At 57.8% G+C, this 13,343-nt stretch carries 10 protein-coding genes; 5 read left to right on the forward strand and 5 right to left on the reverse strand.

Annotated features, from left to right (window positions below):
• Window positions 1-16 precede the first annotated feature (16 nt).
• Window positions 17-958, forward strand: coding sequence for an aldo/keto reductase (locus KB449_RS01310; RefSeq protein WP_434082545.1), 942 nt, complete (start codon window positions 17-19; stop codon window positions 956-958).
• Window positions 959-1,558: 600 nt separating this feature from the next.
• Here the strand turns inward: KB449_RS01310 and KB449_RS01315 are convergent.
• Complete coding sequence (locus KB449_RS01315; protein WP_282906628.1) at window positions 1,559-2,803, reverse strand: IS4 family transposase; 1,245 nt, start codon at window positions 2,801-2,803, stop codon at window positions 1,559-1,561.
• A 570-nt stretch (window positions 2,804-3,373) separates the two neighbouring features.
• Window positions 3,374-4,207 carry an AraC family transcriptional regulator gene (locus tag KB449_RS01320; protein ID WP_282906629.1) on the reverse strand — a complete coding sequence of 278 codons (834 nt, stop codon included), beginning with the start codon at window positions 4,205-4,207 and terminating at the stop codon, window positions 3,374-3,376.
• Between the two features lie 180 nt (window positions 4,208-4,387).
• Here KB449_RS01320 and KB449_RS01325 point away from each other — a divergent pair, with 180 nt between their 5' ends.
• On the forward strand, window positions 4,388-5,776 hold the full coding sequence (locus tag KB449_RS01325; RefSeq protein ID WP_282906630.1) for a family 4 glycosyl hydrolase: 1,389 nt from the start codon (window positions 4,388-4,390) through the stop codon (window positions 5,774-5,776).
• 71 nt (window positions 5,777-5,847) lie between these two features.
• Here KB449_RS01325 and KB449_RS01330 read toward each other — a convergent pair whose 3' ends face one another.
• From KB449_RS01330 to KB449_RS01340, 3 genes are all read right to left on the reverse strand, one after another.
• On the reverse strand, window positions 5,848-6,393 hold the full coding sequence (locus KB449_RS01330; RefSeq protein WP_282912707.1) for a hypothetical protein: 546 nt from the start codon (window positions 6,391-6,393) through the stop codon (window positions 5,848-5,850).
• 219 nt (window positions 6,394-6,612) lie between these two features.
• The gene (locus KB449_RS01335; protein WP_282906631.1) at window positions 6,613-8,250 is read right to left on the reverse strand and encodes a response regulator; all 1,638 of its coding nucleotides are present in this window, start codon (window positions 8,248-8,250) and stop codon (window positions 6,613-6,615) included.
• A 63-nt stretch (window positions 8,251-8,313) separates the two neighbouring features.
• A complete protein-coding gene (locus KB449_RS01340) occupies window positions 8,314-9,849 on the reverse strand; it encodes a glycoside hydrolase family 31 protein (protein ID WP_282906632.1) in 1,536 nt (511 codons plus the stop codon).
• A gap of 245 nt (window positions 9,850-10,094) precedes the next feature.
• On the opposite strand from KB449_RS01340, the gene KB449_RS01345 reads away from it, so the two are divergent.
• The 3 genes from KB449_RS01345 to KB449_RS01355 all read left to right on the forward strand — a co-directional run bounded on the left by KB449_RS01345 (window position 10,095) and on the right by KB449_RS01355 (window position 13,248).
• On the forward strand, window positions 10,095-11,453 hold the full coding sequence (locus tag KB449_RS01345) for an ABC transporter substrate-binding protein (RefSeq protein ID WP_282906633.1): 1,359 nt from the start codon (window positions 10,095-10,097) through the stop codon (window positions 11,451-11,453).
• Window positions 11,454-11,529: 76 nt separating this feature from the next.
• Window positions 11,530-12,399, forward strand: coding sequence for a carbohydrate ABC transporter permease (locus KB449_RS01350; RefSeq protein WP_282906634.1), 870 nt, complete (start codon window positions 11,530-11,532; stop codon window positions 12,397-12,399).
• Window positions 12,400-12,411: 12 nt separating this feature from the next.
• Window positions 12,412-13,248, forward strand: a complete 837-nt coding sequence (locus KB449_RS01355; protein ID WP_282906635.1) for a carbohydrate ABC transporter permease — start codon at window positions 12,412-12,414, stop codon at window positions 13,246-13,248.
• Window positions 13,249-13,343 lie beyond the last annotated feature (95 nt).

A 13,343-nucleotide genomic window follows, 5' to 3' on the forward strand; every position in this document is an offset into this window, starting at 1 on the left:
GATGACAACGAAAAAAATGGAAGCGATCTCCATCGCGGGATTGGATAAACCCGTCTCGAAGCTGATCCTCGGCTCGATGCTGCTGAACGACGAGCGGATGGACGTATCCGCCGAGCTGCTCGACGCCTATGCCGCGATCGGCGGCAATGCGATGGATACCGCGCAAGTGTATGGACCGCGCGGCATGGGCGCGATCGGAAAATGGTCGGCGGAGAGGGGCAATCGTTCCGGGCTCGTGCTGATCGTGAAGGGCGCGCATCACGACGAAAAAGGGCCGCGGGTGACCCGTGCCGCCGTCGAAGCGGATTTGGCTTATTCGCTCGGCTTGTTGAAGACGGATTACGCCGATATTTTCATGCTGCACCGGGACGATCCGGACAAGCCGGTCGGCGAGATCGTCGAGATGCTGCAGGAGCCGCTTCAAGCGGGACTTTGCAAAGCGCTGGGCGCCTCCAATTGGACGACGGCGCGGCTGGATGCGGCCAACGCCTATGCCGAGGCGCACGGGCTGACCGGATTCGCCTGCAACAGCCCCAACCTGAGCCTGGCCAGGGCCAACGAACCGAGATGGCCGGGATGCGTGAGCACGGACGCGGACGACCTCGCTTGGCACGAACGCACGCAGCTGCCGTTGCTGTCCTGGTCGTCGCAGGCGGCAGGCTTTTTCACCGGACGATATGCGCCGGAGCGGCGGGACAACGAGGAGATCGTACGCGTTTATTACAGCGACGACAACTGGGAGCGCTATCGAAGGGCGACTTTGCTGGGCGAAGCGAAGGGCGCGGACGCCAACCAAATCGCGCTCGCTTATGTGCTGCACCAGTCGTTTCCGACTTGTGCGCTGATCGGGCCGGCCAACGCGGAGGAGCTGCGCTCCAGCGCCAAAGCGCTGGACGTGGCACTAACGCCTGAGGAGATTCGCTGGTTGGATCTGAAGGACGATTCGTTAAAGCGCTGAACGTTAAGGGGCTGTCCCAAAAAAAAACGGTCGCGCCAAATGGGATGAAGCAGGGGGGCCTGCCTCATCCCGTTTGGCGCCTTGGTCCATGGCGGTTCGCTTGCCGCTATAGATGGCTGGTGCACAAAATAGGTGCACCATGGCGCAGATTGGGCAGAGCGCCGCCGCTCTTGCCGCGTTGGTGCACCAAATAGGTGCACCATGGCGTAGATTGAGCAGAGCGGCAGCGCTCTTGCCGCGCTGGTGCACAAAATAGGTGCACCATGGCGCAGATTGGGCAGTGCGGCAGCGCTCTTGCCGCGCTGGTGCACAAAATAGGTGCACCATAGCGTATATGGGGCAGAGCGCCGCCGCTCTTGCCGCGCTGGTGCACAAAATAGGTGCACCATGGCGCAGATGGGACAGAGCGCTCGCGCTCTTGCCGCGCTGGTGCACAAAATAGGCACTAGCCTTGCATAAACCCTGACATCCAACCAGCTCAAGTTGTAAAATGTATGAAAAATACGAATGATGTATATTTTTACATTCGCGATTTTGCTCGACAATGCGAAAAGATTGAGCTCTACTTAGATGTAGACGTGAGTATCCATTTTCAGGAATTTATGTCTTCTTTCGCGGCTTCCGTTTTCTTGGATTCGAATTTCTTTCTTTAATCCATCCAACGCGGCTTTCAGGGGGCGAGTCGCGCGTAGTTGGTTTGCTCGCTCGCTGTCGTCCCCGAGAATGACGGCTTGCTTCACGGTTCATCTCTTCACATAGCTCAGTCCATGCCCGCATCAAGTATGCGTTTACAGCCTGCAGCACTTTCCAAGTTCGCTGACGCCAACCTTGCTCTTCTTGAAGCTTTAGGAGGAGCAAGCTGCAGATCAAGGCGAGAAACAACTGGTTCCAAATCCCCTGCGCCTTGGTGCTGTACAGCTTCGTCAACTTCAGATGTTGCTTCATCCATTTGAAGTACAACTCGATCCACCAGCGACGGCGGTAAATATCCGCGATCTCCTCGGCCGTCAGATCGAAACGCGTGGTGGCCAGACGATAACGGCGCGCTTTGTCGTCGAGAAACTCAACCACCCGCAAAGCACCTTTCATACGCTTGGACCCGCGGCCGAGCCGAACGATGGCGTCTAGAAGGATCGGTGATGCATGAGGCACTTCCCTTTGTTCCAGCAGGGTTATGCTCATGTTATGGTTGATGCGCATCACGAAACGTACGTTGTCATGGACCCATTGGTCCATCGTCTCATACTTCACGTAGCCACGATCCATGACGTAGGTGAGATCGGGATCGGTGACCATCGATACGGCCACTTCCCGGTCGTCATAATTGCGCGTCGATGGAATCATATGATCCGGATAGACCTCGTCGGGCGAAGCCGCTACGATTCGCAGGTGCATTTTTACACTGCTGTCGAACACGGAAAGCTTGGCGAAATCGTGTACCGAGTAAGGAACGTGAATCGACGTCGAATCAATGATGCCGAGCTTCCCAATCTTCTTGGAAATACCGCTTTTAGGCTCGACCGGACACTGGCGCTCCACGACCAACTGCGCGAAAAGTGTCTGAAAGAATTCCGTCGGAATCTCATTAAACTTACGACTGAGTTGAGAAGCGCTAATTTGCTTTAAATCCAGCGCCTGCTGCAAATAAGGGTTGGCACGCACTTGCATGGAAATCGCGTCGTAAGAGGGCCATTTGGCCATAACCGCAATCGCGAGCAGCCCCATCGTCTTAGCGACAGTAAGCTTTTTAGCACCGTGGTCGAAAAAGGAACACTTATGATCCATATCAAATGGAAGCAAAGAAAACAATTGCGATATGACGGTATTTTGAGTTATGATATCCACGCTGGTCTCCTAAGCTAAAGGGATGTGTGGATACACGTCGACCCCTTTAGATTAGGAGATTTTTCTATGTTTGTCCTTGAAGATAAGTAGAATACTTCAAAATATAGTAAGTTTAGTAGAGCAAATTATACATGTGAGGTTTAATGCAAGGCTAGTGCAAAATAGGTGCACCATGACGCAGATGGGGCAGAGCGGCAGCGCTCTTGCCGCGCTGGTGCACCAAATAGGTGCACCATGACGCAGATGGGGCAGAGCGGCAGCGCTCTTGCCGCGCTGGTGCACCAAATAGGTGCACCATGGCGTAGATGGGGCAGAGCGGCAGCGCTCTTGCCGCGCTGGTGCACAAAATAGGTGCACCATGGCGTAGATGGGGCAGAGCGGCAGCGCTCTTGCCGCGCTGGTGGCAAAATAGGTGCAACATGGCGTAGATGGGGCAGAGCGCCGCCGCTCTTGCCGCGTTGGTGCACAAAATAGGTGCACGATGGCGCAGATTGGGCAGAGCGCCGCCGCTCTTGCCGCGATTTCGATCGGCCTGCCGGTGTCATTGCCGTCTCGCGCTAAAAGATCATCTCAAACAAACTTTGACGGTGGGACGTGATAGTGTTTTCTGAACGCCTTGGAGAAGGTGAAAGGATCGGGATAACCTAGAAATCCGGCGATTTGCTGAACGGTGTATTTCCTTTGATAGATATAGTCTCTGGCTCTGTTCATCTTCACTTGAAATAGATATTGCCCCGGCGTGATGCCAAGCGATTTTTTGAAATAGGAGATAAAATATTTCTCGGAGATGCCGGCCAGCGCCGCAAGCTCGGACATCTTGATCGGCTGGTGGAGATGGTCGTCTATATATTGGAAGATCGGCTGCAGCGTGTCCAGATTGCGTTCGGACCTGCGCGGCGCGCTCCCGCTCAGGAAAGCGCCGGTATACCGGTCCTGACCGTGAAGCTCGATGATTCTGGCGATAGCCGCGGTCAAGCTTGCCTTCAGATACAACCTGCCGCCGGGAACGCCGCCGGTCGCCCGTCCGAAGGACGCGGCGAATAAGAGCGCTTCGTCCCGGATGAGCGCATGCGGGATAATGCCCGATAGCGGAAAGTCGTTCAGAATGGCTTGCTGCGCGCCGATGCCATACTCGAAATGGATGTAGATAAAACGGCAGCCATCCGCCGGTGCGGCGGCCCGATAAGGAATCCGCGGGTAAAAGAACACGACGTCGCCCGCGCGCGCCGTATACTCGGTTCCTTCGATTCGTATTTGCGCCTGTCCGGATTGAACGAACCAAAGGTCGTAGTCGTTGTGCGTCTTGTGCTCAACCCAATCCCGTCCGTGATCCTCCTCCTTGAAGGAGCTGATCCGAATCGCGATCATCTCGGCCAGCTCGTTGAAGATGGTCATGTCCCCCATATCGATTGCCCCCTATTAGACATGGATTGCTGAATCCCATTATATCACTGACTGTATTCGCGTCTTGTTATCTTACTAATTAACATGAATATCAAACCATCGCATATTCTCCTTTTTCCCCGTTCTTTTATAATGAAACCGTAACCAAATGGCGTGATCACCAAATGGGAGGGCTTGGTCTTGAGCGATTCAATCTTACGGCATCCGAAGGTCGTCGTTATCGGCGCGGGCAGTTTGTTTTTCGGACGTCAATCGATATGGCAAATGGTTCATTCTCCTTATTTGAACGGCGGGACGCTTGCCTTGGTGGATACGAACGAAGAGCGGCTGTCCAAGATGGTCCGGCTAGCCCGGATGGTGGCGCAGGAGAACGGCGTGCCATTAAAGGTGGAGGGATCGACGGACCGTCGGGAGGTATTGGAGGGGGCGGACTTCGTCGTTCTCAGTTTTGCGGAAGACACGGTGAAGTACCGCGGCATCGACTGCGAGGTATCGCTAAAGTACGGGATTCGGATGTGCTCGGGGGATACGATCGGGCCGGGCGGTATTTTTCGGGCGATGCGAGAGCTGCCCGTCATTATGGCCTGCGCCAAGGACATCGAAGAGCTGTGTCCTGATGCTTGGGTGATCAACTACATTAACCCGTCCACCGTGCACGGCATCGCGCTCAGCCGTTACGCTCCGAAGCTAAAGAGCTTCGCGCTGTGCGACAGCCATCATATGCCGCACAAAAAAGCATATTACGCGGTTCGGGCGGGGATCATTCGGGACCCCGGCGAATTCACCGACGAGATCGACAGGCAGTTCGACTTCCGCGTGGCCGGGGTCAATCACTTCACCTGGCTGCTAAAGGCGGAATACGAGGGTAAGGACGTCATGGCACCGATCGCCGAGTCGCTCCGGGCGTCTGCCGGCACGGAGAACGATGGCGGGGACAAGGGCGCCAAGGCGCTTTTTAACGACGCCATTACTTACGAGCTTTACGATATTTTCGGCTCTATCCCGACATGTACGGCCCATACCAAAGAGTACGTCCGGTTCTGGCAAGGGCTCGGCAAAACGAAGGACGCGATCCCGCCGCTATCGATCTGGGAGACGGAGGACCGGTATTTGCGTCATGAAGAGATGTGGCTGCAGGTGGACGGCTTCCTGTCCGGCCGCTTGCCGATCGCCGACTACATGAAGTCGTTCGGACCCGACCATGCCACGGATATCATCGAAAACATGGTGGGGAATTTGGGCAAGCGCTTTTTCCTGAATACGTTGAACCGCGGAGCCGTCAGCAACATGAACGACGATGCTTTTCTGGAGCTGCTCTGCGAAGTCGGTCCGGACGGGATCAAGCCGCTCCCGGTAGGCGAGATGCCCCGAGGAATCCGCGGCTTGCAGGAGCAGGTGCTCGACACGCACGAGCTGACCGCTGAAGCCGTCGTCGAACGCAGCTACGCGAAGTTGCGCCGGGCGATGATGACCGACCCGCTGGTCAGCTCGATTCACGACGCGGATATGATCATCAGCGAGCTGTTGGAGCGGGAGCGGGAGATGATCCCGAAGGAATGGTACGAGTGACAGAATGTTGAGCGGACGAAGGCAAAACAGCCCGCGGTCATGAAAATGACTGCGGGCTGCACGTTTATTGGTCAGTTGTTAAGCTTTTCTACCTCTTCGGTGAAAGCTTCGCTGTACTGTTTGTACAAGCCGGTATCAAATGAATAACTAGCGTCGTTGGCAGCGGGCGCTTTTTCCTTCAATTGATTGTACAAGCGGTCGATCTCCGGAGACAGCTTCAGCCAAGTCTGCTTCGCTGCGGCGTATTTGCTGTCGTCGAGGCCTTGCACATACGAGTCGTACGCAGCCTTTTTGGACACGGCCTGGCCGAGTCGCTCAATCGTAAAATCGATGTCCATCGTGTCGCCTGTGCTGCTGGTACCGCTGCTGATATACCAGCTTACATCGACGAATCCATCATTCCATAATTCCGAGGTTAAGTAAGAATCGATCTCGTTTAGTTTGCCCTCGGGCGTGTTGGCCATCGCGCTGGCCGAGGCCTCGGCTGCTGCAAACGCGGAGCTAAACCCTTCCGCGATCGCTTTTCGAGCTTGTTCTTCTTTGCTTTCTCCGCAACCGGCCAGCACTGCTGCTGACAATAAGCCAACCCCGAGCAAGTTCCATTTCCTATACTTCATTTTCAAACCCCTCTCTGTTGGTCCAGATTAAGGTATTTATTCCAATTGTACAAGGTGTTTTGTTGCTACTTTTTGTAACTCAGCAAGGCTGCGGAAATAAAAAGAGCCGACCTCCTATGGTCGGCACGTCTTGTAGTCTCGGGCTTTTCGAGGCGATGGAGAAGGATGCTCTCATTGTTTCGGCGCTGCGAAAACGGAATAATATTTAAAGCTTCCCGGTCAGGAGGATTTATTCCGGTAATCCTGCGGCGTCAGCCCGTAATGCTCCTTGAACAGCTTGATGAAATACTGCGGTTTGTGGTAGCCGATCGCCGCTGCGACGTCGCTGACCTTGCGCTCGGGCTGTTCGAGCAGCAGCTCGCGTGCCCGCTGCATGCGCGCGCGGTACAGATAATCGCTTATGTTTTCGCTCATCTTGCTCTTGAACAGCGACGACAGATACGCCGGATGCAGGCCGACATGATCCGCCGCCGATTGGAGCGTGGCATCGGCGAGCCGTTCCGCGACGAAATGCTGCACCTTGCGGATGAGCGCGGCCTGCTCGTTGTTCCATTCGCTTTTGGTCATCTCCTGCAGCTGCTCGAGCGTATGCGCGACCCAGTCCTGGAGCTGGCGCATCTGACGGAAGCGGCTGGCGTCGCCCGGCTTGTCGGGCTCGGACGGGAAGACGTCGTGGAGACTGAGTCCGTTTTTGTGGGCGAAAAAGCTGAAGGCGCCCATGGCGTGATAATAAAGCTCGAGCAGCGTCTCCCGCGATTCCATCCCCTTGTCGGCGACTTCCTGGAAGACGGTATCCCACTTCGAGCGGATCGCTTCCCACTGGCCGATCTCGGACAGCTGAATGAACGTCGGCGACTCGTACAGGCTGTGAATGCGGTAGGGCATCTCGGGCGAGGCGGCATCCTGCAGGCGGATGAGCAGATCGGTCCCGCCGCCAAGCTGACGGGCGAAGACGGCCAGCGAATCCCGGTACATGCCGCGGAGGCCTTGCGACATGATCTGCCAATCGCTCAGAACGACCGAGATGCTGCTCTTCAGAAATTGCCTGACATGCTGCTGCAGCCGCGACGCCAAATGCTCGAACGATTGCTGCCGGGCGCGTTCGGGCTCGGGGTCCTCCGCCAGCCAAGTCTCTTCACGGACCTTGAGAATGAACACCTCGTAATCATAGGCATCGCGGCCGTGCCAGACGTGGAACAGGTCCGAGAACGTCTCCTCAGCGATGTTGGCGACGGCGGAGGCGAGCAAGGACTGGTCCCGCCAGTTCAGCTCCTCCGCGGACGACTCGATGCGCAGCAGGCACATCGCCGTCCGATCTCCCGGGAGGAAGGGAAGCTGGTAGTAGGCCAGCTTCTCCTCGAGCAGTTCCGGCGGCAGCTTCCGCCCCTGCAGCAGATCCGTCAGCAGCTTCTCCCTGAACAGCGGCATATGCTCGCGAACCATATCCATGGCCTTCTGCTGCCTGCCGCGTTCGTCCCACTCGAGACGCAGCGCCTCCGTCAGCCGGCGCACCGTGCCGGCCAGCTCCTCGTGATCCACCGGCTTCAGCAGGTAGCCGTCAACCTGCTGCCGGATCGCCTCCTGCGCATAATCCCATTCCCCGTAGCCGGACAGCAGGATGCTTTTAAAATGCTTGTCGTATTTTTTAAGCTGCTGGATCAGCTCCAGGCCGGAGATGCCGGGCATGCGAATATCGGTGAGGACGATGTCGACGGGGCAAGTCTTGCAAAATTCGAGCGCCTCTTCGCCGGAAAACGCCTTGTGCACCTTGCCGATCCCCAGCTCCTGCCAAGACATATTGCGTTCGAGACTGTCCACGAGGTGAGCGTGGTCGTCGACGATTAGCAGCTCATACATGCGTTCTCCCCCTGGTTCGATTCCTAGCATTCCTTGTGATTCCTTGCGAATTATTGCAATGGCCTATTGTTTACGATACCACGGCAGCCGCGAGAGCGGCGCCTCAACCTCAAGCGCTGCGGGGCCTTCGACGAGGCTGCCGTCATCGCCCGACCAACGGCCTTCCGGAAAATGAACGACTCTGGACGTCTGCCCCTTGACGACGACCGGCGCGACGAGCAGGTCCGAGCCGAGCAGGAACTGATCCTGCACAAGCTCGTAGCCTTGGCCCGGGTACTCGAACGCCAGGCTGCGCAGGATCGGGAGACCGTCGACTGCCGCTTGGCGGGCGAGCGCCAGCAGTTCCTCTCCGAGCTCGGTGCGCAGCCGCACGGCGTCCAGGCACCAGGTCAGCTCGTCGCCGCTCAACACGCGCCAGGGCGCCATGGAAAACTGCATGACCGGGAACAGCGCGGCGCACTGCGCATACCGGACGAACAGCTCGCTGTCGAAGCGGAAATCGGGGGCGTTGATATCCCCGTCCATGCCGCCGCCGATCATGTCGGGACAGTTGAACGCGTAGCCGAGCAGCCCCTGCGCGATAGCGTTCGGGATCAGGCCGCCGAGCCCGCCTGCGTCCCAGGTATGCGTCTTGTCCCGCTGACGCTGGATAAGCGCCTGACCGCCGAGCTTCCAGCACATGCGCAGCTCGACGAGCGAGTAGCCGACGCCGAGGGACGCGTAGGCCTCGCAATCCTCGAGCAGGCGCAGCGGACGCGACCAGGCGACGGGCTGCGTCACGTCAGGCGCGTCCGGCAGGATCGGCTCGCCGGCGTCAAGCTTGAAGCCGTCGACGCCGTAGTCCGCGATCAGCCGGTCCATCTGCCGCCTGAACCAGGCCGCGCCTTCCGCCTTCGTATAGTCGACGACGGCGCTGTAGCCGTTCCACCACTGACGAAGCACGGGCGCTCCGTCCTTGCCCGTCATAAGCAGCCCGCCGCTCCGGAGCTCCTTGAAGATCGTGCTGTCCGCGCTCACATAGGGGCACATCCACAACATCACCTTGAAGCCCAGGCGGTGCAGCTCTGCGACCATGGCAGCCGGATCGGGGAACCGATGCTTGTCGAAGTCCCACATCCCATAGTCCTTCATCCAGTTGTCGTCGACGATAAGGATGCCTGGAGGCAGCCCGTTCGCCAGAATCGATTCCGCGTAGCGGAGGATCTTGTCCTGCGTGGGCGCATAGAACATCTCGATCCAGGTGCAGTATTGCGGCGCGGTAAAGGCGAGCGCGTCGGGGATCCGGCCGGACGGCGGGAAATGCGCGCGGCTGGCATGCATAAAGGCGCCTTTAAGCGAACCATGTCCTTCTTCCAGGATAACCTCGCCGGCGCCGGGCGAGACGGACAGCCCTTCCTTGTCCGCGCGGAAGGCGAACGGCTCCTCGCTCCAGAGGTAACGGCCTTGGCTGGATATAAGCAGGGGGGAGGCCTGATTGTCGTCGGTCATGCGCAGATCTCTCGTATGTTCCGTATGTCCGAAGGGCATCGCGCTGCCTTCGTTGATAACGCCGCCCCACCAATATTCGCCGGGCAGTCTGGCGATCGATATGTCGGTCATGAGTCCATTCTCCTTGTCTGTAACGGACGGATGCGGGCGGATGCCAGCTGCTTTTGCGTCCTTGATCAGCTGAATTTTTGCTTCAGTTTTAATTATGCAGTCAACGCAAACGGCTGGAAAGCGGATCTAAAGAATGTGGTTTCAATCTTAAAATCGGGGCATATCAACGCGCAAATCCCGTGCTTTATGATGAGAGCGTCAAGAGCGCACGACGATCATCAGCCAAATACGAGGGGGATATCACGATGAACGCAACAAAGAAATCGAAAGCGGCTTCGGCGGCCGGCGTACTGCTCGTCGCTTCGCTGGCACTTGCTGCCTGCGGCGGCAATTCGAACAACGGAGGCAACGCGGCAAGCAGCGCGCCGGCTTCGGCAGGAGGCGCTTCGAGTCCCGCGGCCAGCAAACCGGCAGGCGGCGACGGCGGCAAAGCCGTCACGATCTCCTATACGATCTGGGACAAGAACCAGCAGCCGGCCATGGAAGCGATCGCCAAGGCATTTACCGATCAGAATCCGAGCATCAAGGTCAAGGTCGACGTCATTCCCTGGGGCGACTACTGGACCAAGATGTCCGCGGCCGCGCCGGCAGGCACGCTGCCCGACGTCTTCTGGATGCACGGCGGCCAGTTCATCAAGTACGCGACGGGGCAGTTCCTCGAGCCGATCACCGACAAGGTGCAGGCGGGCGAGATCGACTTGAACAACTACGCCGCGAACCTCGGCTCGATTTACACGCTCGACGGGCAGAACTACGGCATTCCGAAGGACTTCGATACGATCGGCCTCGCTTACAACAAGGAGCTGTTCGATCAGGCGAGCATTCCGTACCCGGACGATACGTGGACCTACGAGAAGCTTGCCGAAGTCGCCAAAAAGCTCAGCCAGCCGGATAAGGGCATCTACGGCTTCGGCGCCAAGCTGGATACGCAAGCCGGCTACTGGAACGATATTCTCGCCAACGGCGGCCACATCCTGAACGACGACATGACCAAATCCGGCTATGACGAGCCGGCTACCATCGAGGCGCTCAATGCCCGCTACCAGCTGATCCTCGACAAGGCTTCGCCGACGCACCAGCAGATGACCGACACGGACGCGGTCGAGATGTTCAAGTCCGGCAAGCTCGCGATGATTTTCGACGGCTCGTGGGATAACGGCAACCTGGCCAGCAGCGACGTCATCAAGGGCAAGTACGACTGGGCGAAGCTGCCGAGCGGCAAGGTCAAGCGCGGCAACATCATCAACGGCCTCGGCAACGTGATGTCCGCGAAGGGCAAGCACAAGGAAGAGTCCTGGCAGTTCCTGAAGTTCCTCGGCTCGAAGGAAGCGGCGGACATCACGGCGCAAATGGGCGCGGCGATCCCGGCGTTCAACGGCACGCAGGACGCATGGGTGAAGTCCAAGCCGGACCTGAACCTCCAGGTGTTCATCGATCAGACCGCGGACGCGGTGCCTTATCCGAGCGGCTCCAAGTCGTATCCGGTCTGGTTCGCGAAGGAGAGCGAGATCATGTCCCAGGCATGGGGCGGCGCGATCTCGGTCGAAGAAGGCGCCAAGAAGGTCGCCGAAATGATGAATCAGGCGATCGCGGACGCGAAGTAAGTTTCGTCTCAAGAGGTAATATCGTCGAAGGCGATCCCGCTATCGGGACGCCTTCGGCCATGACGGGGTGAAGGAAATGCATTCGAGAAGCAGATACGCATGGGCGTATATCATGATCGCCCCTACCTTGATCGGGACGCTGGTGTTCTGGCTGTGGCCGGCGATCTACTCGGTTTATCTGGGCTTCCTGAAGTCCGAAAATTTCGGCATGGACAATCACTGGGTGGGTCTCGCCAACTATGAGCGGTTGTTCAAGGACGACGAGTTCTGGCAAAACCTTCGCAACACGATGCTGTACGTCGTGCTGTTCGTGCCGCTGACGATCGTGCTGTCTACGTTTTTCGCCGTTCTGATGAACGCGAAGATCAAGGGCAGGTCCGTTTACCGGGTCATCTATTTTCTGCCGCAGGTCACGATGGCCGCCGCGGCTGCTATGGTGTGGGTCATTATTTTCGCGCAGGACTACGGCCTGCTGAACTCCGTGATCGGCACGCACATCGCCTGGATCTCGGACAAACGATTCGCCATGTACGCGCTCGTCATGGTCGGCGTATGGGGGGCGATCGGCTTCAACATGCTGCTGATCCTGGCAGGATTGCAGGGCATCCCGCGTCCGTTGTACGAAGCGGCCGAGCTCGACGGCGCCGTGGGCTTCCGCAAGTTCCGCTACATTACGCTCCCGCTGCTGACGCCAACGCTGTTTTTTACGTCCATCGTGCTCGTCATCGGCGCCACGCAAATTTTCGACAGCATCTACCTGATCATCGGCAAGACGAACGTCGCGCTGCCTTCCGTGCGCTCGCTCGTGTACGCCTATTACCAGAATTCGTTTATCTACTACGATCAGAACTACGGGGCTGCGATCGTCAACATTCTGCTGCTGATCAACCTGATCCTGACCGGCTTCCAGTTCCTGATGCAAAAAAAATGGGTGGTTTACGACTGAGGAGGTACGAATATGAGCGGCGTCGCCTCTGCCAAGCGTAGAAGCAATATCGTCATTCACTTGATACTCATCGCGGGAGCCGTCATCATGGTGCTTCCGTTCCTCTGGATGGTCCTCACGTCGCTCAAGACGACGACGGAGGCGACCCAGATTCCGATTCGACTGTTCCCTGCCGAGCCCAGCCTTCGCGGCTATAAGGATGCGCTCGCGCAGTCTCCTTTTCTGCATTACTACGCGAATACGCTGATGGCGGCGTTCATGAAGACGCTGTTTCCCGTCATTTTCAGCGCCATGGCGGCCTTCGCGTTCGCGCGCATTCGCTTCCCGGGCAGCGCGCTGTGCTTCTTCCTGATCATCTCGGTCATGATGGTGCCCAACCCGGTCTTTTACACGCCGCAATACATGATGATGAGCAAGCTCGGACTCGTCAATACGGTGACCGCGCTCTGGATCGCCTCGCTCGTGAGTCCGTTCGCCACGTTCTTGCTGCGGCAATTTTTCCTCGGCATCTCCAAGGAGCTGGAGGAGGCGGCTGTGCTCGACGGCTGCAATCCGTTCCAGATCTTCCGCCACATCATGCTGCCGCTCGTGAAGTCGGCGCTCGTCGCGATCGTCATCATCCAGCTGCTCTGGTCGTGGAACGATCTGCAATGGCCGCTTATCATCAACAGCTCGCCCGAAAAGCTGACGCTGTCGGCAGGGCTTGCGACGCTCGTGTCGATGTTCGGCACGGACTATCCGGTGCTCACGGCCGGCGCGTTCATGGCCGTCATTCCGATGCTCGTCCTGTTCTTTATCTTTCAGCGACGGTTCATCGAAGGCGTCGCGTTTAGCGCTAGTAAAGGCTGAGGCGGCTCGAGGGAGAAGCGTCATCATTCGAACCTGGCAGCGCCGAGACGCCGCCGGGTTCGCAGGGTGGCAGTGAGGTCAATGGGTGGGCAAAA

Source organism: Cohnella hashimotonis, assembly GCF_030014955.1.
Lineage (GTDB): Bacteria > Bacillota > Bacilli > Paenibacillales > Paenibacillaceae > Cohnella > Cohnella hashimotonis.